Here is a 22,661-nt window from a genome sequence, read left to right as displayed (position 1 = left end):
CTTACTATGCTCGCTATTCTCTCTCTGTGGCAATCCTAACATTTATGATCTAATACTGGCTTGAGCAGTATATAGAATTCATGATTAACAATTTCGTTACAAAAAGTATCGGGGAAAGGGCATGGGGCATTATTCTTCCCCTTATCTCCCTTATCTGCCTTGTCCCTATTCCCCGATCCCTTTTCTCGATCCCCTTTCCCCGATCCCCAATGCCCGCTTGTCAGGTTGTACAATAGAACCAGCGTTGCAAATATGGCTACATCGATCTGGAAAGTTTGGTTTGAGATAAAATACTCCCCATATTTCTTTGGCTTGCTGTGTAGCAGATTTCGCTGCTTTTTTGATGACAAAAGCATCCTGATTTAACCAATAAGCTGCAAATTCTGATGGTGAGAGGGGTTGTTTTTGGGATAGGTTTTTCCTTCTAAAATCACAACATTCAGTAATTTCCTTACCTCCTCTTGTTCTTCTGGATGCATATAATCTAATTCTACTTTTATACGATTTTTTAAATTTTTATAAAGGGGTAACTGCATTGCTCATAAACTTTATTAAGATTATTTTTATTTTTAAAAAAATATTTAATACTTATTCATAATATGTATTTAAAATTTAAAAAGTTAGGAATTCACAAAAGTGGAGAATAAGCAGATTCAAGGCTTTGATGTTGGGAAAATTTGAGTAGTTGGCAAATGGCAATATTACACGGTAGTTGGTTAATACAAAATCAAGGTAACTGTTTATTTATCTGGGGAGAGACTTGGCGATCGCTAGGGACGAATATTGATCCAAACACATTAACAGAAGTACCACTATTACCTTATGCGATCACACCAAGTGAATTAAGCGAGTGGCTAAGTTATCGTAATATTAAAATTCCAAATTCAAGATCGCAATCTGTAGAGACACAAGCGATCGCATCAGGGCAAACAGGGCGGCGTCAAGCGAAAAAAACTACAGAAACTTTGCCAATCTCCTCGCAAACGATTATTGCTTTTCCCACTAATTTTGTAGAAGGCAAAACCGAGGGAGTAACAGCGATTTATCCTGTACATTCAGCAATATTAGGTTCAGAACAATCATCTGAACAATACCTACAACCGTGGCGAGTAGAGGGTTTTTGTCTCAATCCCACAGAAGCAGTAAAGTTTTTGGCTTCTTTACCTTTGAGTGTTGCCAAAGTTGAGGATGATTTTTTAGGAGGAGATTTACGATTTTGGTCACAAATAGCCCGTTGGAGTTTGGATTTAATCTCCCGATGTAAATTTTTGCCTACTCTTGAACACCAAATAGATGGTTCTTTCATTGCCAAATGGCAAGCACTTTTAGATAGTGCTTTGGATGGAACCCGTCTAGAAAAATTTTCCCAACTTATGCCATTAGCTTGTCGGACATATCAGGGACAAGAGGGAATAGAGAATGATTCTCAATCCTCATTAAGTGTAAATTTCCCACCAGAACCACAAGAATTACTACTGGGATTTCTCAATAGTACGATTGATACTCAAATCAGAGAAATGTTTGCTTCCCAAACTGTGCTGGAAGCAAGAGTAATGGCATCTATTCCATCGGCGGTACGACAGTGGTTGCAGTCTCTAACAGGTACACTAGGTACTGTCAACGCTGAACCTATAGGTTTGGAACGACTAGAAGCGGCACTAAAAGCTTGGACAATGCCGCTACAATACCAGATGGCAGGAAAAAATCTGTTTCGTACTGCTTTTGTTTTGCATCCACCGGAGTCAGACGAAACAGATTGGACTTTAGCGTATTTTTTGCAAGCACCAGATGATCCAGAATTTTTAGTGGATGCAGAAACAATATGGCAGCATTCAGTTGAAAACTTTGTTTATCGTGGTCGTACTATTAAACAACCACAAGAGACATTTTTACGTGGATTGGGATTAGCATCGCGTTTGTATCCAATTATCACACCCAGCATGGATACCACTTATCCCCAATCTTGCAACCTTAGCCCCATCCAAGCCTACGAATTTATTAAGTCGGTGAAGACACGGCTTGAAGATAATGGTTTAGGTGTGATTTTACCTGCGAGTTTAGCAAACCGGGAAGGATGGGCGAACCGTCTGGGTTTGAAAATTTCTGCCCAAACACCAAATCAAAAACAGGGACGTTTAGGTTTACAAAGTTTACTAAATTTCCAATGGCAATTGGCAATTGGGGGACAGACTCTTTCCAAAAAAGAATTTGACTCCTTAGTGGCGTTGAATAGTCCCTTAGTTGAAATTAACGGCGAGTGGGTAGAATTGCGCCCCCAAGATATCAAAACAGCCCAAGCCTTTTTTGCATCTCGTAAAGACCAAATGGCCCTTTCCTTGGAAGATGCTTTACGTTTGAGTACGGGAGATACCCAGACAATTGAAAAATTGCCCGTGGTTAGCTTTGAAGCATCAGGCGCATTGCAAGAGTTGGTTACTACCCTGACAAATAACAAAGCAGTCGAACCCTTACCAACACCCGCCGATTTTCAAGGAGAGTTGCGTCCCTATCAACAGCGTGGAGTTGCTTGGTTGACATTTCTCGAACGCTGGGGTTTGGGTGCTTGTCTGGCGGACGATATGGGATTGGGTAAGACGATCCAATTTATCGCTTTTTTACTACATTTAAAAGAACAAGATGCATTAGAAAAACCAACACTTTTAATTTGCCCAACTTCAGTCTTAGGAAACTGGGAAAGAGAAGTTAAAAAATTTGCCCCGACGCTGAACGTTTGGCAATATCACGGTGATAAGCGTCCCAAAGGTAAGACATTTGGAGAAATAGCAAACAAGCATAATTTGGTAATTACCAGTTATGCGCTCATTCACCGAGATATCAAGTCATTACAAACTGTTTCATGGCAGGGAATTGTTTTAGATGAAGCCCAAAATATTAAAAATGCAGAGGCAAAACAATCTCAATCAGTGCGCCAATTAGAAGCAGATTATAAGATTGCTTTAACGGGGACACCTGTAGAAAATAGGCTCCAAGAACTCTGGTCTATTTTGGATTTTCTTAATCCAGGATATTTAGGAAATAAACAATTCTTTCAACGACGCTTTGCTATGCCAATTGAAAAATATGGAGATACTTCTTCATTGAATCAATTGCGTTCATTAGTGCAACCATTTATTTTGCGTCGTTTAAAAAGTGACCGTGAAATTATTCAAGACTTGCCAGAAAAGCAGGAAATAAATGTTTTTTGTGGTTTGAGTTTGGAACAAGCAGAACTGTATCAAAAAGTAGTAGAAGATTCACTTGCTGAAATTGAAACAGCCGAGGGAATTCAGCGTCGGGGGATGATTTTAGGTTTACTCGTTAAACTCAAACAAGTCTGCAATCATCCCGCCCAGTATTTGAAAAAAACTACTCTCTCAGAACCGCAGTTATCTGGTAAATTACTACGATTGCAGGAAATGTTAGAAGAGGTTTTATCGGAAGGCGATCGCGCTTTAATTTTTACCCAATTTGCTGAGTGGGGTAAACTACTCAAACCCTATTTAGAACAACAGCTAGGACGAGAAATTTTCTTTTTGTATGGTAGTACTAGCAAAAAACAACGTGAAGAAATGATTGACCGTTTCCAACATGATCCTCAAGGACCACCAATAATGATTTTGTCACTCAAAGCTGGGGGTGTAGGACTAAATTTAACTCGTGCAAATCACGTCTTCCACTTTGATCGTTGGTGGAACCCCGCAGTAGAAAATCAAGCCACAGACCGAGTTTTTCGTATTGGTCAAACCCGCAATGTCCAAGTACATAAATTTGTTTGTACTGGCACTTTAGAAGAGAAAATCCATGACATGATTGAAAGCAAAAAGCAACTAGCTGAACAAGTTGTGGGTGCAGGTGAAGAGTGGTTAACTGAACTCGATACAAACCAACTCCGTAATTTACTTTTATTAGATCGTAGTGCAGTGATGGAAGAAGATTCAGAGTAACAGGGATCAGGGATCGCAGACAAGGAGGACAACTAATCAGTTATCAGTTATTCAGTGATCAGTTATCAAATTAAACTGTTAACTGATTCATCCCCGATCCCCAATCCCCAATCCCCAATCCCCATTACCCCTTATCCCCTCCAGGAGACCCCTACCTTCCCCTTATCCCCAGAGGGGACCCCACCTTCCCCAATCCCCAATCCCCAATGACAAATTACACATTACAAGCAAGTCGAGAATGGTGGTCACAACGGTGGCTAGAATTATTAGATTCCTATCGCTTTAAGAAGCGTTTAGAACGTGGTAGAAACTATGCACGTCAAGGAAATGTGCTTAGTATTGAGTTTGAGAGTGCAAAGGTGTTAGCGAAGGTTCAAGGTAGTGAAACAGAACCTTATATAGTTTCTCTTTCTCTTGACTCTTTTAGTGATGAAGAGTGGGGTTATGTAGTAGAAACAATGTCTCAAAAAGCAATTTTTGCGGCTAAACTTTTGGCAGGAGAAATGCCACAAAATATAGAAGAAGTTTTTAGTGCTAATGGGATTTCGCTATTTCCTTTTACTCTATCTGATGTCCACAGTAGATGTTCTTGTCCTGATAAAGCAAATCCCTGTAAACATATTGCAGCAGTTTACTATCAGTTAGGCGATCGCTTTAGCGAAGATCCTTTTGTACTCTTTCTATTGCGGGGACGCACAAAAGAGCAAATTATTAGCAACTTACGTCAGTTACGTAGTGCGAATATTGAAGTCCCAACAGATAAAACTCTAGACGATAAAGAGTTGGTTTCACAAACTCAATATTCTTTAAATATAGAATCTTTTTGGCAATATCATGAGCCTTTAGAATCTTCTTTAGTTGTAATCGCGCCATCAACTAGTGAAACAGTTTTAGATGTTTTAGGAGCAATTCCTCTTGCTAAAGAAGAGGAAAATCTTGCAAGCTTAACTGCGGCTGATCTAGCTATGAAATATTTAGATACAATTTACAAAGATGTTAGCCAAAAAGCCTTTTTGGCTGCTATGAATGTAGGTGTAAATTGATATGTCAAAAGTCAGATTAGTTTATATATATTTAGCTCACCCCGACTACTTATCCCTTTTCCTTAGCAAGAAGAGGGAATGGGGGTGAGGTTGTGTATTTTATTTAGTTCAAATTCTTCAATTTGCAACTTCAGCCATCTCAATAACTCGCCCTTCGTAATCTTTAACCAAAAAGTTCAAGGGTTTTCTGCTGCGAATTTTGAATTTCAACCCCCGCACCTCTACCCGCATTAAAATCATTTCCATACATTCGTGGTCAAAGCAAACGTGGCGTTGTTGATTTTTGGTACCTAAACTAGCTCCCGTAATTACATGCAACTGAACGTTTTTCTTAAGTTGATACCAAAGTCCTTCACTTCCATTCGACATTTTGTTAGCAAAGGAAGGACTGCTTCCTAAGTAAAGCGGATCAACTCCTGTTGCGCCTATAGTTTGCTCATAATTGTAGTAGTAGTGTAGCGGTACTTCTGCTGCTGGTAAATCTAGGAGTCCTTCATACAACTGTCGTGCAATTTCGAGATCCGACACCATAACCGTATATACCTTTGGCGCACTGGTAAGAAACATCCACATGGCGCCGGCATAGGCTGCTAGTAGCATCACCATTATGCCTTGAGTAGAGAAAAGGCTATCTAGTGGTATGGAAGGCAAAAAAGAGCCAAAAGTATATGTATTAACCAAGAATGGTGTCACACTTGCTATAAACATGAACAGAATCGGGAATTATATATAAGGGAGTCGCTTTTGTTTTGTAAATTATGACTTAAATAAAGTCTTTATTTCTAGTGTACCAAGTGCTAATCTGCCTTGGTGTTAGCTCAAAAACAGGCTTACACCAACAGACTATGCGATTAATTACTATAGATTGCTATTGCTAAGTTAATTCTAACAACATAAGCTGATTCGGACTGTGCAAATACCTCATTTTCCTGAAGCTAATCATCCCCTAGTGAAGTCACTGTTCCATCACACTGATCCAGAACTCGTCAGGTTGTTCCAGCAACATCCAGAGTCGGGAAGATACTTTACAGCTATTTTTTGCCGTTATAGCCCCATAGTTTATACAGTGATTCGTCATTCGGCGCGATCGCCTGTGCAAGCAGATTATTTATTTGCTCTAACTTGGCGACATATCTACTATGAATTGGGTGGATTTAATCTCGGTAGCACTCAACCTGGTAGAGAAAGTCTGAGCTTACAAAATTGGCTCATTGATCAGACTGCTTACTGCATCAACGAGATTGAACTTCCTCCAACTGAAGCAATTCATTATTCTCTCAAAGCGACTTCTGTACCGTTATGGTGTTATTTAGAACAATCATTAGATCAAATGGCACCAGTATTACGCTTGATGGTTCTGATGGCTCAAACCTTCCATTGGAGCGAAACAAGAATTGCTGCCTATCTACAAGCTGAAGGAGAAGCGATCGCTCCTAGCGAAGTAGCCAATTTTCTCCAAGAAGGTTATCGTATGCTAGAGGATAAGTTACCAACAGATATTCGTGCTATCTACTTGGGTGAAAATTTACTGCCACCAGCTATTGCGTAGAAACCACTAAAATATGTGTATTTATTAGTAACAAATAATCAAAAGTAATTAAATTATTCTTGAAGCCGCAATTTTACGGTCAAATTTTATGAAAGAATGGTATTTGATACCTTTTTCTTATTTTTCTTGTCTCCCTTTCCCTTTGCTCTTTTTAGTTGCTAGTTTTATATCTCATCCCATAGTGACTAATGCTGTGGATATTACTGAACAACTCCATGGTCAGACAGATAAATCTGTAGTCCAACAATCAACTGACCAAGCAGATACTTTACTGCGAATTGGTCAGCAGCAACAAGCTTCTGGGAGATCTGACAAAGCAATCGAGTCTTGGTTACAAGCACTCTCAATTTATCATTCGATTGGTGATCTCAATGCCCAGGGTTTAATTTACGATTACCTTGGTAGAGGTTATGTCCAGTTGGGTCGTTACAAAGAAGCAGAAGACGCTATACGCCGACGCCTAGCGATCGCTCGTGATACCCATGACTTTCAAAGTCAAATCTTCGCCTTGAATAATATAGGTACACTATTGTTGCAACAAGGCGAACCCACTGCTAGTTTGCAAACTCTTACAGAAGCTCTGGAAATTGCTCGCCATGTAAAAAATCTTGAAGGTCAAGGATTATCTTTGAGTAATTTGGGGCTAGCAAATGCGAGGTTAGGAAATTACAATAAAGCCATCAAACTTTATGAGAATGCTCTAAGTTTCCGACGTCAGGTTCGTGATTCCATTGGTGAGGCTAATACTCTGAATAATTTAGGTGAGACCTACCTAGCAGCAGGAGATTATCAAGGTACAATTGGGATTTACGGATCAGCATTGCGGATTGCAAAATACAGTGGCGATCGCGTAAACGAATTACGAGCAATTGATGGTTTAGTAATTGCTCACAGTTCTGTGGGACGCTATGAACGTGCCTTTGATTTGTTACAGCAACGATTAACACTAGCTCAAGAATTACAAAATCGACAAGAAGAATTAAAATCTTTTGAGTCTTATGCTAAGTTATACGAGCAAATAGGTAATTTCCCAACCGCCCGTAATTTTTATGAAAGGGCTATTACCATAGCAAAAATGCTAGAAGACAGTAAGCAAGAAGTACGATTAATTGACCGACTCACTCAAATGATGCGAAAAGCTAACTTATTATCTCAAACAAACAGAACAAAGAAATGACAAATAACCACCAATAAAGAAAAAGCAAAGCCCGCTAAATGCGGGCTAGAGCAAAGGAAATTAAAATTAATTGAATTTTATATTAGACCTCTTGCAAAATTATTTTGTGGTATGATTAAAAGTTTTCTTCAAAATGCACATCAAAATCTATACAGAGAACTTTTATTACTTTATTGGTATTTCTGATTGAAATGGAACGCAAATTTTAAAAACTTTCTATCATACCATGAATTATTTTTGCAAGAGGTCTATTAGAGGTCGCCACCGCGAAAAGCTAGTACAAAAATTACTGCTGGCCCAGCTAGCATGATCAGTGCTACGAATAATAGCTGAAAAATTACTTCCCAATTGATATTGGCTATAGCCTCAAACATTAGTTGCTCCCAAAAAACTAAAAAGAATGTATTACTCTATTTTGACATCCTCACTGCCCTATAAGTGCAGTGATTCTTCGCCACGCCAGTAACCTACGCACTTTGTAGGGGAACTGGTCGCCGAATGGGGTTGACGTTTCATTGAGAAAAGCCTGAAATCAGGTCTTACACTCTCTCTACACCCGTTTTAAGTCTCGGAATGCCCTTCCGCGACTAATCGACTACAAGTTATTAAATTTTGAGTTTTTCCTTTGGGTCGTTGACCGTAGCTGTTTCAACGCGTCTTGAGCCTAGAGGGGGATCGTTAATCCAAGTGTATTTTAACATCAAAGCCGGTACTTCAAGGACGGGGCTTGTATCCCATTATTTTCGGTCAAACCCGGAATTAATCATATCTGGCGATCGCCTATTAAATTTAATTTACTTAACAAAATTATAAGAAACCACATAAAAAACTAAGGTAGCAAGATGTATATGGCTGAATCCTGAAATTAGTAAACAGTAACAGCCACAGTAAAATAAGTGTCATCAGCACCTTCCAGCAAGCTTCAGAACCTGATAACTGATAACGGACGCGTAGACGCTCGTAAGAGTATAATCGCGTCTCTAGCTAACTGATAACTGTACAAACGCGATTAATCGCGTCTAACTGATAATTGAAAAAGGTAAAAAAAATGACAATCTGGCAATGTATAAAACAATGTGGAGCCTGCTGTCATCTCGATCCTAAATACCGTCCAGACTTACACGAATATTTAAATCCAGACGAACTAGAACTTTATTTAAGTATGGTAGGTGAAGATGGATGGTGTATTAACTACGACCATGATAGTCGTGAATGCCGCATTTACTCTGATCGCCCACGTTTTTGTCGAGTAGAACCAGACGTATTTGAAGATATGTATAGCATTAACTCAGAAGATTTAAACGATTTTGCCATTGAGTGTTGCCAACAACAAATAGAAGGTGTTTATGGCGATCGCAGTCTCGAAATGCTGCGCTTCAATCAAACCGTCGGATACATCGCAAAGTAAGAATAGGTGATTTGTCTAAAATCTACTAAAATCTAAAATCCAAAATTGCTAGAACTGGAGTGCAGCGACAGGTGAATGAGCGATTACAAGGAATCAACTTGTACTTAATAGGTATGATGGGTGCTGGTAAAACCACACTAGGGCGAATGTTAGCTCGTGAATTAAGATACGGCTTTGTAGATACTGATAATTTACTAGAAAAAGCAGCAGGAAAAACCATCAATCAACTTTTTGCTGAAGAAGGAGAAGCAGCATTTCGTCAGTTAGAAAGTCAGGTATTGGCACAAGTATGTGCTTTTACCAAGCTAGTCATTGCTACAGGTGGGGGAATAATACTGCGACGAGATAACTGGAGTTACCTGCATCACGGCATAATTATCTGGCTAGATGTACCAGTGGAAATACTATATAAACGTTTAGCAGAAGATACCACTAGACCATTACTGCAAGATACTGATCCTCAAGGAAAACTGCGATCGCTCCTCGAACAAAGACAAGCACTCTATAACCAAGCCGATCTGCGAATTACCATTACAGCAGAAGAAACCTCAGAACAAATCATCAAACGAATCATAGAAGCTATTCCTAGCATTCTCAAACAAACACAAGCAAATGGTCAATCGATTTTGGATTTTGGATTTTAGAAAATGGAATTGATTTATCAACAATCCATAAAACACAAATTTTACGCAATACTGGTACAAGAACTTTTACACACAACAAACAAATGGAAATTATACTTAGTAGTACCTCGCTTTTAGAGTGGACTGGAGATGGTTTGGCAGTAGGATTATTTGAAGATGCTACAGAGTTAACTGGCGAACTGGAGACTTTAGATCAGAAATTTGCTGGGTATATAAAAGAACTAATTGCAGAAGAAGAATTTAAGGGGAAAATCGGTAGTACTGCTGTCACAAGATTAGCTAGTGGTAGCCCAGTTCGTAAAATTATCTTGGTGGGTTTGGGAAAACTAGATGCAGTCAAATTGGATACTCTGCGTCGTGCTGCGGCTGTGGTTGCTCGCCAAGCCAAAAAGCAAAAAATTAAAACTCTAGGGATTAGTTTGCCTGTTTGGAATAACGATCCTGCCCAAACAGCCCAAGCCTTGGCTGAAGGTGTGGAGTTGGCACTGTATCAAGATAATCGCTTTAAGTCAGAGCCAGAGGATAAAGAGCCACAAATAGAAACCGTAGAATTACTGAATATGAGTGGACAAGAGGCTGCGATCGCTCGTGCGAATCAAATTAGTTCTGGAGTAATTTTGGCTAGGCAACTAGTAGCGGCTCCTGCGAACGAAGTCACACCAATTACAATGGCAGAAACCGCAACGGCGATCGCTTCCGAAACAGGAATGCACATAGAAATTCTGGAACAAGAAGACTGTGAAAAGTTGGGTATGGGCGCGTTTTTGGGAGTAGCAAAAGCTTCTGATTTACCACCAAAATTTATTCACCTCACCTACAAGCCAAATGTTACACCCAAACGCAAATTGGCAATTATTGGTAAAGGCTTAACCTTTGATTCTGGCGGACTTAACATCAAAGGCGCAGGTAGTGGGATCGAAACCATGAAAATTGACATGGGCGGTGCAGCAGCCACTTTTGGTGCAGCCAAAGCAATTGGTCAACTCAAGCCAGATGTGGAGGTTCACTTTATCTCCGCCGTCACTGAGAACATGATTAGTGGTCATGCGATGCACCCTGGTGATATTCTCAAAGCATCTAACGGTAAAACAATTGAAGTAAATAACACCGATGCTGAAGGACGGTTAACTTTAGCTGATGCTTTGGTATTTGCTGATCAACTTGGAGTTGATGCGATCGTTGATTTAGCGACCCTCACTGGTGCTTGTGTAATTGCCCTTGGTGATGAGATTGCTGGTTTGTTTACACCTGATGATACTTTAGCCCAAGAGTTGGAAACAGCCGCTCAGGGCGCAGGCGAGAAAATTTGGCGGCTTCCAATGGAAGAAAAATATTTTGAAGGACTAAAATCTGGTATTGCGGACATGAAAAACACAGGTCCTCGTCCGGCTGGTTCTATTACTGCTGCCTTATTTTTAAAACAATTCGTCAAAGATACTGTAGCTTGGGCGCATCTGGATATAGCTGGAACTGTTTGGGCTGACAAAGAAAACGGTTATAACGGGTCTGGTGCAACTGGCTTCGGTGTTCGCACGCTTGTAAATTGGGTGCTGAATCACTCGTAAATTCTTAGAAATAAGCAAATTAATTTTTTATTTGCAAGAGTTCGGATAAGACCAAAACCTTGTGTAAAGGCCGTAAAATTACGGTCTCTACATGACAAAATCCTGAACCGAACCGTATGTAAGTTCATAAATCAAACCGGATTCCTATATTTTTGATAGTTTTAAGAAATTGTACATAGTAATATCTATTGGGAGATGGAGTAAGCGTGAAAGGAGGAAGTAAATATCAGCCACTTTTAGAATATCTCCAAAGAAGTGATTGCCCTGAAATCACTATTTCTTTTACAGAAATTGAAAAATTAATTAATCACACTCTACCCAACTCAGCTAGAAAAGAACGCCGATGGTGGGGAAATCGCAGCACAGGTTCACCCCAAGCTTCAGCGTGGATGAAGGCGGGGTATGTAGTAGAACCTAACCTAGAAACACAAACCGTCACTTTTCGCCGCAAACCAACTGATAGCTACAAAGTGCAAACTGCAACCAATACTATCAACTGGAACAACGAAACCATCAAAGCACTACGCCTTAAAATGGGACTTTCCCAAAAAGAATTTGCCGAAGAGTTAGGTGTTCGCCAACAAACCGTCAGCGAGTGGGAAACAAGTGTATATGAACCAACTCGTGCCACATCAAAACTTTTAAGCATGATAGCTGAAAAAGCTGGATTTAAATATAAAACAGGAGATTGACATCCTCCCACCATTGCACCTGTACTCGTAAATGATGTATTGACAAAAATATTCGCTACCGTGTATTCTTGTTAAGTAGGCTTTTTGGAAAAGTCGTTTTTGCACTATTTCAGGTTAAGGGGAAAAGTCCCCTTAATCTTTTCTCCTAATAACTGCTGCGAAGTCCATCTGGTCATTTCAATTCTGGGTGCGCTCTATCTTCTAATGAAGGCGCACCCATACTATTAATAACAGCAATCATTTGATAAAGACGCCCCAAATCTCTTTGATTGAAGTAAAGAACTAAGCGGGGTAGTTCCAATGTTTCATCTTGTCCTTCTTGAGGTAAAGCTTGGCTTTTTTCAATTCGTCCTGTCACCAGAATGTCGCTAAAATTAGCATTTAATTGCTCTACCTCCGCATCTGATAAGTCTGTTCTGAGGCGAATTACCAAGCGATCGCCTACATAGCGACTAGAATGATAAACCTGGTAAAAACGGGTAATCGCATTACAAGCCACCACCAAATCATCTGTTACTGTATATAGACTTGGATCTTCAGGACTTACCAAGCCATTTTGCACCAATTGTTTATCAATATATTCACTCCAAGAGCGCCAGTAGTCTCCACCAGGACGGTCAATTAAGACTACGGGTACTGGGCCAAACTTACCCGTTTGACTTAGAGTCATACACTCAAAAGCTTCATCTTGAGTGCCAAACCCACCAGGAAATAAAGCAACAGCATCACTTTCTTTTAAAAGAAATAACTTGCGAGTAAAGAAATATTTAAAATGAATCAGCTTCGGATCACCCTCAATAATTGGGTTTGCTTGCTGTTCAAAGGGTAGTTGAATATTTAGACCAAAAGAATTTTCTCGTCCAGCACCTTCATGACCGGCTTGCATAATCCCACCACCACCACCGGTCATGACCATGAATCCTAGTTGAGTAACATAGCGAGCAAAGTCAACAGCCATGTGATATTCTGGGCTTTCTGGTGACAGGCGAGCCGAGCCAAATATGGTCACTTTTCGGACATGTCGGTAATCATGAAAGAGTTCAAAACCACGCTCCATGTCTATTAAAGCAGCCGACATAATTTTCCAATCCAGGCGATCGACTTCACTCTCAGCCAGACGCACTATGGTAGCTAGCGCCTGCTGAATATACCGTCGATTCTTCAACTTTGGTAAGCGCTCAAATAATTCGGCGATATCGGTTTGGAGAGACTCTAACTCTAGTATGTTAAACGACGCAGATGAGGTCATGAGAACTGTAGCCAATGCGGCACTATATTGTACCTAAATTTGCTCTAATGTGGAATTTATCAGTGTATACAATAGGTGCAAAACCCAGTCTTTTCAAAGCTGGGATTTGCACTAAAGGCAATTTTAATTGCCGTCAGACATGGTAATACAATATGTCTCAGTCCCAATCGAATCAAAACAACCTCATATCACCATTACAGCATCGCCCACGTCTAGCGATCACTTTAGGAGATCCAGCCGGAATCGGCCCAGAAGTGATATTAAAAGCTTTGGCAGATCCAGAACTGAGCAAAATTTTTGATGTGACGGTTGTGGGTAGCCAAGATTTACTATTGAGAAATTATACTAAGCTTCTTGTCAGTGGTAATTTAGTACCTCTAGCTAATCCAGAAAATCTATCTATTCTGGATGTAGCATTAGAAGCACAAGTTAAACGCGAAATTGTGATGGGGACAGGTAATGCAGCCAGTGGTGCAGCTAGTTTTGCCTATATGGAACATGCGATCGCTCGCACTCAAAAAGGTGAATTTGATGCGATAGTGACTGCTCCGATTGCCAAATCTGCTTGGAAAGCAGCAGGATATGATTATCCAGGGCAAACAGAACTTTTAGCCGAAAAGTCAGGTACAGATAAATTTGGCATGTTGTTCGTAGCGCGATCGCCCCACACTAATTGGACATTACGGTGTTTATTAGCCACTACACATATACCTTTATGTCAAGTACCTGAAGCATTAACACCAGAGTTGCTGACAAAAAAACTCGATTTGCTGGTGGAGTGTTTAGAGAAAGATTTTGGTCTTGATAGTGGCAGAATTGCGATCGCGGGTTTAAATCCCCACAGTGGTGAACAGGGACAACTCGGACATGAAGAACTAGATAAAATTATTCCCTGGTTAGAACAAGAACGTCAAAAACGTCCCCAATGGCAACTATATGGCCCAATCCCGCCCGATACAATGTGGGTTGAGCCAGGTAAAGCGTGGTACGGTGGCGTTGACTCAACCAAAGCCGCAGACGCTTACCTGGCACTTTACCACGATCAAGGTCTAATTCCGGTTAAATTAATGGCATTTGACCGCGCCGTCAATACATCTATTGGTCTACCTTTTATTCGTACCTCACCAGATCACGGTACAGCGTTTGATATTGCAGGTAAAGGAATTGCTGATGCAACCAGTATGAAAGCAGCGATCAACTTAGCAGGTGAATTAGCAAGAGTGAGAGGACAAGGCGAATAATTACCAACAAACTCTTGACTCTTGACCCTTGACCCTTGACTATTATTTGTGGTGTTTTTAACAATCACAATCAACGATGAATAATAACAAACTTCGCAACATACTCATCGGGACTGGAATTGCTGCTGTTGGTGCTATTGGAACTAAAGCCGCAGTAGATTATTTCCGTAATCGTGGGAAGGAAGAAGTTGTTGATGAAAGTCAAGGCGACGCTGTAGCTACATCTCCCCAAGAAGTTGCTTATGCAACTGTAGAAACAAACTCTGTACAAGATTTTCTAGATAAAAGTTTTGGTGAAGCAGGGCGTTATGTCCCAAATCGTCCACCCAAAATATTTGATTATGAAGACAATCAATATATGGTCATTTGGGCATACGACAATAAGCAACAAAAAAATCAAATGTTGGCTTTTATCTACACAGATCAAGGTCGGAAGATGATCGCTAGTGTTGGGTATACCAATCAGAAAACTGACTACAATCTTAATTTAGATAGCACACCTTTTGCTGTGGAAGTGAATAATCAACAATTGCGTTCTGGAAAATCTGAAACTGGTGGAACAAGTGATGTTGATTTTGTGTTGGCTTAAAAATTTTTGAATTGATTTTTTTTGTTAAGGTGGTTGAAAAGCCACCTTTTTCTTAATTTTTTATAAGGTTGCTTCGTTAAGAAAATGTACCCATAAAGCGCCTGAGTTTTTAGCAGCTTCAGCAAGCCGTCGATCAGCTGTCCAAAATTCTGCTTCATATAAATTTCTCGATTTTTTTCAATTTCAAGTGAAGGTAAACCAATCTTTAGTAATTCTAATATTATTTTTTCCAGAGTTTGAATATTTAGTAAGTAGTGAAAATTTTAGATTATATTATTTCAGTTCAATGGCATCTCTGGTAATTTTATACGCTTCTACAAAAGTTCGATAGGATTCTTGAGAAATCTGTTCAGCAATTAAGTCACTTGCTACTTGTTCAAGAATTTGATCTAATTTTGTTTGTAGTAAATCTTTCCTGATGGTTTTATCTTGTAATAATGCGACAACTGCCTTAATATACTCCGCAGAAATTTCTCTTTGTTTTTGCTCAATTTCTTGATAATAAATTTCTTTTTCTCTGTCTATTGCTTCTCTTGTAGTTTTATAAGCTTCATTAAAAGTACGAAATGACTCTTGAGAAATTCTTTCGGCGATTAAAGCCTCGGCAGCATTTTTAAAAGTATGATCAAGTTGTTTTTGTCTATCTTCCAGCTTACCTATACCTTTATCCATCAGTTTGATAGCCGTATTAATATAATCATCGGCTTTATCTTTTTTACTACGCTCTACCCATAATTTAAGTTGTTGGAACCAGGAAGCTACTAGTAAGAATATTGTTAAAATTAAAGCTAAAAAATCTGCATTTTCTTGAACAAAAGATGGTTTATCTCGTTCGTAAAAAGCGATCGCACCTGGATGAATTGGAATACCTGTACCATCATTATCTCTAGGACGTTTAATGCTAGCAACTAAAGGTTTGACTTCGGCATGATTTTCAGCGATCGCATCTGCTATTTCTTGACGATTTTCAAATATAATTCGTGTAATTTCTCTAATTACGTTGTCATCGATTTTTTGGCTAGCCACCAATAGCCGATCTATAGCTACTGTATCTAATTCAGCCAATGGCATCGGCGGATTACCCCTGTATGCTCCTTGGGGAATTTTCGCATTTTCAAAGGCAGGATACTTGATTTTCATTGCTTGTGCTTGAGCAATTGGTAGCAAGCGCCCATCTTGGTCTTGAACAAGCTTGGCAATACCAAGATTACCTAAAGCGCGGACACGAAACAGCACATCTGCTCTTTTTGATTTAAAGTCTTCTTCTGCTTGCCTATCATCGTAATAATTACTCTGTAAACCTAAAATAATCACATCTGCTTTATCTTGTTTTACCAAACCATAATGTTCTGCGATTTTCAAAAAAGATTTATATTGTCCACCTTTAGCTGGTAAAGCAATGGTTTTACCCCGTAGTTGTTCAAATTCCTGAATATTTGGATCTCTGACAACTAACTGAAATAAATCTTGATACAACACTGCTACAGCCCGTGGAGAAGCTTGAATCTGAGAAATTGCTGAGTGAGATTGACGACTTTCAATTAGATCCATTTCTTGGCCAATAACATCTGCTTGAGCCGTCACTAATTCAGCTTTTCCTGTCTGTAACATTTCTAAATTTTGTGTCGTACCGCCTGTTGCAACTACTTTAATGTTAATGTTGGATTTCTTTTGTACAACCTTTTGAATAGCTTCGCTAATAATATAACTTTCTCCTTCTGGATCTCCCGCAGCCAGGATAAGTTGCGGTGAAGTGAGGCGGAGAATTAGATTCCAGATAATAAATAAAACTAAACCAACACTGGCAAAACCAAGGCTAATAAATACTAATTTTGATTGAGGATCAAGGTTTTCAAAAACATTGATAAACCCTAAAGTTCGAGGATTTTTAGATGTAGACATACATGTAAAATTTTATTCAGTCAGGCATTTAAGAATAAGATATTTTGATGTATTATATTTGACGAAGATTAATTTTTGGTTAAGTGTTAAAAATTATCTACAAACTGACAAAATGAATTTTGAAATCAAGCAATATACCTCCAGATAGATAGGAAGAAATTCATCAGCTTCATTCTCAAGAAAGAGAAGTTTTAGTAGCTTTTTTAGGTACATTTTGGTCAGTGATTCAAATTCTGCACTCATCTGTAGGAGATTCAAAGCCGGAGGACGCTTGTTTGTTCATGTCTTGACGTTCTCAGGCTTTGTGAATTTGCTTAGTCTAATAAATGAGGAAAAATTATGGATAACAAACTTGTAGAAAATATTATTCCTTCACAACCCCCAATCAATGGACAGTCTGATGTGCATGTATTGAAATCTCGTTTAGAGTGGGGAGAACCTGCGCTAACAATTCTAGATGTGCGCGATCGCCAAACTCACAACCAAGGTCATATCACAGGTGCGATGCCAATGCCATTAAATGAATTGGTAGATCGTGCAACGGCAACCATCGCTAAAAGCCGTGATATCTATGTTTATGGTGCTAATGACGAAGAAACAGCCCAAGCCGCACAGTCGTTGAGAAGCGCTGGCTTTGAACATGTTTGTGAACTTAAAGGCGGTTTACCTGCATGGAAAGCAATTGGTGGTGCAACCGAAGGTGTTGTAGAAGCACAAGTTGCTCCTAGTGCTGGTGCATACAATGTTGTGGATCGCATGAAAGAACACACAGAACATGCGGAAAAAGAAGTATAAATTTTAGTCATTAGTCATTAGTCATTAGTCATTAAGTCATAAACAATGACCAATGACTAATAACCAGAAGTCAATGTTCAAAAATATCTTTGAATTGCAACAAATCTAGGGAAACTATAGTCGGTAAAAACTGAAAGCATTCTTGAGCGATTTGCAAACGTTCTTCTCGTTTAAGCATTGCGATTAATTTCTGTTGAACTTTGAGTAAGTAACGGACATCGTTAGCAGCGTAACTAAGTTGAGCTTCGGTGAGTCGATCAGCGTTTCCCCAATCAGAACTTTGGGAACTTTTATCTAGTTCTACTTGTTCTAATTCTTGCACCACATCTTTCAGTCCATGACGTGGGGTGTAGGTGCGAACTAATTTACTAGCTATTTTGGTACAGAAAACTGGATTGACGTGAATGCCGAGATGGTAACGTAAGGTAGCAACATCGAAACGGGCAAAGTGAAAGACTTTAACAATATTCGCCGCTTCTAGCAATTTTTTTAAGTTAGGCGCTTCAGTTTGTCCTTTAGCAACACGAATGGCTGTTACTTGGCCTTGGCTATTACATAGTTGTACCAAGCACAAGCGATCGCGCTGCGGTATTAATCCCATTGTTTCTGTATCAACTGCGATCGCATCAGCTTGTAAATACTGGGATAGAGAAGCATCTCTAAGGTCGCGATCGCAAACTTGAAAATCTTGTAATTCCATGTAATCGTCACAAAAAAAGCAGTGTCTACTAGAAAATAATCTCACTAGACACTACATTATTGTAGTTGTTGGTTAGTGGTTAATGGCTAATAAAAATTACCAATTACCGATTACCAATGAAAATTTGTGTCAAATAAACTTCACCCTTACTATTGGTCGCTACACCAATTCCGGTTAGATTGTAATTGCCTTTAATGTTGACTAGATGTTCAGGACTTTTGATCCAGCCAGTGACAGCTTCTGCTGCTGGGTCACTATATCCTAGATTGTAAGCAACATTTTCGGCGGCGCTGATGTAGCGAATAGGAACAGCATTAACTCGTCTTTCAAATCCTTGATGACTAAAGGGGACTTTACCTCTAGCCATATTTTGACTATGAATTTTTGCTTGTTTAGAGATATTAGCATTTAGAGTTAGTTTTTTTAGACCCAGAGAAGCACGATATCGATTAATTCGCTCAAAAACTAATTTTTCCAAATCAGTTGTTTTGAAAGTAACAGCAGACGTAATCTGAGGTGGTGAAGTCAGTAACGTCTGATTGGCGAATAATTTTTTTGTTGAAGTGTGACCTAGTGAAGTGGTTGTTAAGCCACCAGCAAGGACAAGCATACTTAAAGCAGTGCCAAAAGCAGATTGTCGGATCATGAACGATTACTTAAGTAGTTTACTTGATTGATGAGACACGCACCCTGGATTTTTGTTTCTTGAGATACTTGTATATTTTTCAGGATTCAAGAACTTTCCAAATGTTTGTCTATCCCGATTTTGGCGTTAATTACAGTTAATTACAATCCTCTAAATGTGAAGTAATTTCAAATAAAAAATGAAAAGTTCAAGAAGTTAAATAAATACCTAATTTTATCCTCTGTATTTGCACTTAATTAATTTTACTGTTTTTTCTACATCATCACACATTTATACCTTTACATCTTTTTTAATAAAAATTAAATAACTATTAAATGGTCTCAATTCCTACTCTTGAAAGCTGGAAAAATTGTTATTTTCCTGAGCGAATAAAGCTTTAAATAGCTGGATTCCATTATTGAGCTAAATTGATGAGTCAAATTAATGGATTTGTTAGACGTCGTTATTTCTTGAAGCTAGCAGGCGCAGGAAGTATTGGTATGGTAGCCAGTGTTACTGGTTGTGATCTATCAGCCAATATAGAGCAAGCGATCGCGCCCCAAACAACTTTAGCTGATGCTGTAACAGCTAATCGCATTCCAGTTAATCCAGAAAATCTTTTATTTGTCAAGTTCGCATTATCCCAAATTAGATGAGCTTACCCTGACTGCACAATCACCTGCAAAATCATCTAAACTCAAGGTGTATGCTCGCTTGCTGAACTGTGTTATGTCCTCTATCCTAAACTCGCTGCCACCAAACCTTGCCAAAATTGTCCAGCGCTTTCAACGTGCTACTGACCCGAAACGACGCTATGAGCAGCTCATTTGGTATGGTCAGAAGCTGAAGGAATTTCCAGAAGCTGATAAAATCTCAGAAAATAAAGTACCTGGATGTGTTTCCCAAGTTTATATTACGGCTGCTTTGGCAGACGATAAAGTCATATTTCAAGGCGATTCAGATTCTCAATTAACTAAAGGATTAGTCGGTCTTTTAATTGAAGGTTTGAATGAACTTACCCCTGCTGAAATTGTTCAACTTACTCCAGATTTTATTCAAGAAACTGGCTTAAATGTTAGCCTGACACCTTCTCGTGCTAATGGTTTTTATAATATCTTCAAGACTATGCAAAAGAAAGCTTTGGAATGTCAAAATTAGGAGAAAAGGGAAAATATAAATTTTGTGTTTACAGTTTAATTAATAATAAAAGTTATTAAGAATCAATCATCATAAAAATTTGTCTCATGTCAAATAATTTATTATCATCTCCTACTAATTTTGGTATCGGTGGAGTAGTCAAAGAACTCACCTGGAACTGGGAGAATCAGCAATCGCAGATTGTTTATGAAACTATTGGTAATGGATCGCCGCTATTGCTACTTCCTGCTTTTAGTACTGTGTCTACACGAGAAGAAATGAGTGGGATAGCTAAGTTACTTGCTCCCTATTTTCAAGTTGTCGCTGTAGATTGGCCTGGATTCGGAGATTCTTCTCGTTTACCTGTAAATTACGAACCTGCAATTTATGAGCATTTTCTCGAATATTTTGTTACCTCGGTATTTAATATTCCTGTAGCAGTGGTTGCTGCTGGTCATAGTGCAGCTTATGTTCTGCAATTAGCTCGTAAGAATTCCTCAGTATTTTCACGATTGGTTTTAGTCGCACCTACTTGGCGTGGTCCCCTACCAACAATGGGTGTAGATCGACAACTAGCAAGGGTATTTAGGGAAATAGTGCGATCGCCTATTGTGGGACAAGTACTCTACAAGCTCAACACCGTACCATCTTTTTTAAGTTTTATGTACCGTCGCCATGTCTATGTAGATGCGGCCAAACTTACCCCTAGCTTCATTGAGCATAAGTGGCAAAATACCCAACAACCAGGAGCTAGATTTGCACCTGCTGCTTTTGTGACGGGAAATCTCGACGCTGTACACAATCAGGCTGATTTTTTGGCGTTGGTTCAAGATTTATCTGTACCTTTACTGGTGGTTATTGGAGAATCTTCTCCCAGTAAATCCCGTGCTGACATGGATGCTTTGGCAGAAATAAGCGGAGTCCAAACAACAACACTTCCTGGTTCTTTAGGAATGCATGAAGAATATCCAGAAGCAGTGACAAAAATTATTTTGCCCTTTTTGAGGACTATCGTATCTTGACATTCATAAATATAGATAAAAAACAAGATCCCCGACTTCTCTAAAAGACCGGGGATTTTTGTTATGTGTTCAACTTCCACAAATCACATGCGATCGCTATATTTTAGAGCAAGACATCGTAGTTGTTAAAAAACACTTTTTTTTAATTCATTTTTAATTTTTTCACTTCTGCTTGAGGTTATAGATGATGGATGGCTGGGTATTTGGAATATTTACGGAAGAGTAATTAGCAATAACTAACAGAGGTAATGTCAAAGTTAGCAAACCGATCACAGTTCCGATGATGTCTGCCAAACGATGGGAAGATGCGTCGGTTGAATTGGCAGACTGGCTGTTTGAATTCATAAAAAGTATGTTTGATCACTTTAATTTTGTATTTAGACTCTGTTATGTCAGAGTCTAATTACTATTTTAGCTACTTTTTAACTGTAATTTTTTTTATTGTCAAGCATTGTATCTCTCTTAATCAAGCTACTTCCAAATTTTTTGTATCTGCAACACTTGATACTAAATTTTTCTGACAAAAATTTTATAATCATGTAGTTATTACTGCTTAACTTTTTGTTAACCTCTACAATATCTGTATTGTTTATTATCTAAATTTAGAGCATTAAAGAATACAATCATCAATTTTATTTTCATTATTTTTTGTAATCTTATATACAGTAGTTTTGATATATGGGAGTCAAAAAGGCTTAAAAACTGAGTTTAGAGGTTTTTTATTTTTGTAAATTGACTCAAAAATATACTAAATTAAATTATGCCTATATATTTATTTTTATCTTCTTGAGATTAGTAAGTAATAGTACTGAAAAAATGACGTTGAGAGTATCTAAATAAGAAAAGCCTTTAATCCCTAAATATACATTGATAATATAAAAATATTTGTTTGATATTTTGTAATTTCCATCAGTGATTATACTCAAAAAAAATTAAGCTAATCGAAAAATAGAAAAAATACTATTCTTTTCGATTTTGTCAATCTATAAATAGGTAGATAAAAATTATTTCATACTTAAGTAATTAATATAGTCTTTACTCCGCAGTATAATTCTAAAGCAAAAATTAGCATAATTCTTAGAAACTAGTGGTCTATCGCATTAATTATGAAGGGTTATAGATCCCCGACTTCGTAAAGGTTGTCGGGTATCTGAACACCCACGACTCATCAAAATTAATGCGATGAATCCTAATATTAGGATTCCTATTTGATTTTTGTTGGCGTAGCCTACACTCTGCGCTTAAAAAAACTCAGTATATATTCTGTTGTCTGTAAGAGTTCCTCATTCCCTATCTTCACGAATAAATCCATAAACAAAACTGGATGTAACTGCCTAGCTAGTAGTATTTGAGGAAAGGAAAACAGAGACATTACCTTG

The 22,661-nt window shown here is 38.6% G+C and carries 21 protein-coding genes and 1 pseudogene; 14 read left to right on the top strand and 8 right to left on the bottom strand.

Annotated features, from left to right (window positions below; all coding sequences use genetic code 11):
- Window positions 1-198: 198 nt before the first annotated feature.
- Window positions 199-536, bottom strand: a pseudogene (locus tag AC5JMK_RS16330) (GNAT family N-acetyltransferase); the annotation flags it as partial.
- A 156-nt stretch (window positions 537-692) separates the two neighbouring features.
- On the opposite strand from AC5JMK_RS16330, the gene AC5JMK_RS16325 reads away from it, so the two are divergent.
- Together AC5JMK_RS16325 and AC5JMK_RS16320 are read left to right on the top strand one after the other, a co-directional pair.
- The gene (locus tag AC5JMK_RS16325; protein WP_495910569.1) at window positions 693-3,944 is read left to right on the top strand and encodes a sll1366 family intein-prone helicase; all 3,252 of its coding nucleotides are present in this window, start codon (window positions 693-695) and stop codon (window positions 3,942-3,944) included.
- Window positions 3,945-4,150: 206 nt separating this feature from the next.
- Complete coding sequence (locus AC5JMK_RS16320; protein WP_495910568.1) at window positions 4,151-4,987, top strand: SWIM zinc finger family protein; 837 nt, start codon at window positions 4,151-4,153, stop codon at window positions 4,985-4,987.
- Window positions 4,988-5,104: 117 nt separating this feature from the next.
- Here AC5JMK_RS16320 and AC5JMK_RS16315 read toward each other — a convergent pair whose 3' ends face one another.
- Window positions 5,105-5,695 (bottom strand): glyoxalase-like domain protein, encoded by a 591-nt coding sequence (locus AC5JMK_RS16315; protein ID WP_096676436.1) that lies wholly within the window; start codon window positions 5,693-5,695, stop codon window positions 5,105-5,107.
- A gap of 202 nt (window positions 5,696-5,897) precedes the next feature.
- Here AC5JMK_RS16315 and AC5JMK_RS16310 point away from each other — a divergent pair, with 202 nt between their 5' ends.
- Both AC5JMK_RS16310 and AC5JMK_RS16305 read left to right on the top strand, forming a co-directional pair.
- The gene (locus tag AC5JMK_RS16310) at window positions 5,898-6,536 is read left to right on the top strand and encodes an RNA polymerase subunit sigma-70 (RefSeq protein WP_096676435.1); all 639 of its coding nucleotides are present in this window, start codon (window positions 5,898-5,900) and stop codon (window positions 6,534-6,536) included.
- 88 nt (window positions 6,537-6,624) lie between these two features.
- The gene (locus tag AC5JMK_RS16305; RefSeq protein ID WP_096676434.1) at window positions 6,625-7,713 is read left to right on the top strand and encodes a tetratricopeptide repeat protein; all 1,089 of its coding nucleotides are present in this window, start codon (window positions 6,625-6,627) and stop codon (window positions 7,711-7,713) included.
- 251 nt (window positions 7,714-7,964) lie between these two features.
- Here AC5JMK_RS16305 and psb30 read toward each other — a convergent pair whose 3' ends face one another.
- Window positions 7,965-8,087 (bottom strand): photosystem II reaction center protein Ycf12/Psb30, encoded by a 123-nt coding sequence (gene psb30 / locus AC5JMK_RS16300; RefSeq protein WP_016859765.1) that lies wholly within the window; start codon window positions 8,085-8,087, stop codon window positions 7,965-7,967.
- A gap of 674 nt (window positions 8,088-8,761) precedes the next feature.
- On the opposite strand from psb30, the gene AC5JMK_RS16295 reads away from it, so the two are divergent.
- The 4 genes from AC5JMK_RS16295 to AC5JMK_RS16280 all read left to right on the top strand — a co-directional run bounded on the left by AC5JMK_RS16295 (window position 8,762) and on the right by AC5JMK_RS16280 (window position 12,022).
- On the top strand, window positions 8,762-9,121 hold the full coding sequence (locus tag AC5JMK_RS16295) for a YkgJ family cysteine cluster protein (protein WP_495910567.1): 360 nt from the start codon (window positions 8,762-8,764) through the stop codon (window positions 9,119-9,121).
- Window positions 9,122-9,192: 71 nt separating this feature from the next.
- Window positions 9,193-9,765 (top strand): shikimate kinase, encoded by a 573-nt coding sequence (locus AC5JMK_RS16290; protein WP_495910566.1) that lies wholly within the window; start codon window positions 9,193-9,195, stop codon window positions 9,763-9,765.
- Window positions 9,766-9,848: 83 nt separating this feature from the next.
- Window positions 9,849-11,330 carry a leucyl aminopeptidase gene (locus AC5JMK_RS16285; RefSeq protein ID WP_096676431.1) on the top strand — a complete coding sequence of 494 codons (1,482 nt, stop codon included), beginning with the start codon at window positions 9,849-9,851 and terminating at the stop codon, window positions 11,328-11,330.
- A 206-nt stretch (window positions 11,331-11,536) separates the two neighbouring features.
- Window positions 11,537-12,022 carry a helix-turn-helix domain-containing protein gene (locus tag AC5JMK_RS16280; RefSeq protein WP_096676430.1) on the top strand — a complete coding sequence of 162 codons (486 nt, stop codon included), beginning with the start codon at window positions 11,537-11,539 and terminating at the stop codon, window positions 12,020-12,022.
- A gap of 172 nt (window positions 12,023-12,194) precedes the next feature.
- Here AC5JMK_RS16280 and AC5JMK_RS16275 read toward each other — a convergent pair whose 3' ends face one another.
- Complete coding sequence (locus AC5JMK_RS16275; RefSeq protein WP_096676429.1) at window positions 12,195-13,271, bottom strand: LOG family protein; 1,077 nt, start codon at window positions 13,269-13,271, stop codon at window positions 12,195-12,197.
- 152 nt (window positions 13,272-13,423) lie between these two features.
- Here AC5JMK_RS16275 and pdxA point away from each other — a divergent pair, with 152 nt between their 5' ends.
- Entirely contained in the window at window positions 13,424-14,512 is a 1,089-nt protein-coding gene (gene pdxA, locus AC5JMK_RS16270) for a 4-hydroxythreonine-4-phosphate dehydrogenase PdxA (protein WP_096676428.1), read from the top strand.
- 76 nt (window positions 14,513-14,588) lie between these two features.
- Window positions 14,589-15,101, top strand: coding sequence for a hypothetical protein (locus AC5JMK_RS16265; protein ID WP_096676427.1), 513 nt, complete (start codon window positions 14,589-14,591; stop codon window positions 15,099-15,101).
- A 273-nt stretch (window positions 15,102-15,374) separates the two neighbouring features.
- Here AC5JMK_RS16265 and AC5JMK_RS16260 read toward each other — a convergent pair whose 3' ends face one another.
- Window positions 15,375-17,003 carry a TAXI family TRAP transporter solute-binding subunit gene (locus AC5JMK_RS16260; protein WP_096676426.1) on the bottom strand — a complete coding sequence of 543 codons (1,629 nt, stop codon included), beginning with the start codon at window positions 17,001-17,003 and terminating at the stop codon, window positions 15,375-15,377.
- Between the two features lie 339 nt (window positions 17,004-17,342).
- Here AC5JMK_RS16260 and AC5JMK_RS16255 point away from each other — a divergent pair, with 339 nt between their 5' ends.
- The gene (locus AC5JMK_RS16255; protein WP_096676425.1) at window positions 17,343-17,798 is read left to right on the top strand and encodes a rhodanese-like domain-containing protein; all 456 of its coding nucleotides are present in this window, start codon (window positions 17,343-17,345) and stop codon (window positions 17,796-17,798) included.
- Between the two features lie 70 nt (window positions 17,799-17,868).
- On the opposite strand, the gene AC5JMK_RS16250 is transcribed toward AC5JMK_RS16255, so the two are convergent.
- Both AC5JMK_RS16250 and AC5JMK_RS16245 read right to left on the bottom strand, forming a co-directional pair.
- Window positions 17,869-18,498: a ribonuclease H-like domain-containing protein gene (locus tag AC5JMK_RS16250; RefSeq protein ID WP_096676424.1), complete on the bottom strand. Its 630-nt coding sequence runs from the start codon at window positions 18,496-18,498 to the stop codon at window positions 17,869-17,871.
- Window positions 18,499-18,601: 103 nt separating this feature from the next.
- On the bottom strand, window positions 18,602-19,144 hold the full coding sequence (locus tag AC5JMK_RS16245) for a CAP domain-containing protein (protein WP_096676423.1): 543 nt from the start codon (window positions 19,142-19,144) through the stop codon (window positions 18,602-18,604).
- Window positions 19,145-19,554: 410 nt separating this feature from the next.
- On the opposite strand from AC5JMK_RS16245, the gene AC5JMK_RS16240 reads away from it, so the two are divergent.
- From AC5JMK_RS16240 to AC5JMK_RS16230, 3 genes are all read left to right on the top strand, one after another.
- Window positions 19,555-19,779, top strand: a complete 225-nt coding sequence (locus AC5JMK_RS16240; protein WP_495910565.1) for a hypothetical protein — start codon at window positions 19,555-19,557, stop codon at window positions 19,777-19,779.
- Between the two features lie 73 nt (window positions 19,780-19,852).
- Complete coding sequence (locus AC5JMK_RS16235) at window positions 19,853-20,281, top strand: SufE family protein (protein ID WP_096676422.1); 429 nt, start codon at window positions 19,853-19,855, stop codon at window positions 20,279-20,281.
- Window positions 20,282-20,367: 86 nt separating this feature from the next.
- On the top strand, window positions 20,368-21,282 hold the full coding sequence (locus AC5JMK_RS16230; protein ID WP_096676421.1) for an alpha/beta fold hydrolase: 915 nt from the start codon (window positions 20,368-20,370) through the stop codon (window positions 21,280-21,282).
- 162 nt (window positions 21,283-21,444) lie between these two features.
- Here the strand turns inward: AC5JMK_RS16230 and AC5JMK_RS16225 are convergent, their stop codons facing one another.
- A complete protein-coding gene (locus AC5JMK_RS16225; protein ID WP_071780280.1) occupies window positions 21,445-21,627 on the bottom strand; it encodes a TLTLP motif-containing protein in 183 nt (60 codons plus the stop codon).
- Window positions 21,628-22,661 lie beyond the last annotated feature (1,034 nt).

Source organism: Pelatocladus sp., from assembly GCF_059505505.1.
This window is presented reverse-complemented; position numbering and strand designations above follow the sequence as displayed.

Coding starts and splice junctions, on each gene's coding strand:
- AC5JMK_RS16320 (WP_495910568.1), top strand. CDS start 4,151: ATGACAAATTACACATTACAAGCAAGTCGAGAATGGTGGTCACAACGG.
- AC5JMK_RS16260 (WP_096676426.1), bottom strand. CDS start 17,003: ATGTCTACATCTAAAAATCCTCGAACTTTAGGGTTTATCAATGTTTTT.
- AC5JMK_RS16245 (WP_096676423.1), bottom strand. CDS start 19,144: ATGATCCGACAATCTGCTTTTGGCACTGCTTTAAGTATGCTTGTCCTT.
- pdxA (WP_096676428.1), top strand. CDS start 13,424: ATGTCTCAGTCCCAATCGAATCAAAACAACCTCATATCACCATTACAG.
- AC5JMK_RS16325 (WP_495910569.1), top strand. CDS start 693: ATGGCAATATTACACGGTAGTTGGTTAATACAAAATCAAGGTAACTGT.
- AC5JMK_RS16240 (WP_495910565.1), top strand. CDS start 19,555: ATGAGTCAAATTAATGGATTTGTTAGACGTCGTTATTTCTTGAAGCTA.
- AC5JMK_RS16315 (WP_096676436.1), bottom strand. CDS start 5,695: ATGTTTATAGCAAGTGTGACACCATTCTTGGTTAATACATATACTTTT.
- AC5JMK_RS16275 (WP_096676429.1), bottom strand. CDS start 13,271: ATGACCTCATCTGCGTCGTTTAACATACTAGAGTTAGAGTCTCTCCAA.
- AC5JMK_RS16295 (WP_495910567.1), top strand. CDS start 8,762: ATGACAATCTGGCAATGTATAAAACAATGTGGAGCCTGCTGTCATCTC.
- AC5JMK_RS16265 (WP_096676427.1), top strand. CDS start 14,589: ATGAATAATAACAAACTTCGCAACATACTCATCGGGACTGGAATTGCT.
- psb30 (WP_016859765.1), bottom strand. CDS start 8,087: ATGTTTGAGGCTATAGCCAATATCAATTGGGAAGTAATTTTTCAGCTA.
- AC5JMK_RS16285 (WP_096676431.1), top strand. CDS start 9,849: ATGGAAATTATACTTAGTAGTACCTCGCTTTTAGAGTGGACTGGAGAT.
- AC5JMK_RS16250 (WP_096676424.1), bottom strand. CDS start 18,498: ATGGAATTACAAGATTTTCAAGTTTGCGATCGCGACCTTAGAGATGCT.
- AC5JMK_RS16255 (WP_096676425.1), top strand. CDS start 17,343: ATGGATAACAAACTTGTAGAAAATATTATTCCTTCACAACCCCCAATC.
- AC5JMK_RS16305 (WP_096676434.1), top strand. CDS start 6,625: ATGAAAGAATGGTATTTGATACCTTTTTCTTATTTTTCTTGTCTCCCT.
- AC5JMK_RS16225 (WP_071780280.1), bottom strand. CDS start 21,627: ATGAATTCAAACAGCCAGTCTGCCAATTCAACCGACGCATCTTCCCAT.
- AC5JMK_RS16230 (WP_096676421.1), top strand. CDS start 20,368: ATGTCAAATAATTTATTATCATCTCCTACTAATTTTGGTATCGGTGGA.
- AC5JMK_RS16235 (WP_096676422.1), top strand. CDS start 19,853: ATGTCCTCTATCCTAAACTCGCTGCCACCAAACCTTGCCAAAATTGTC.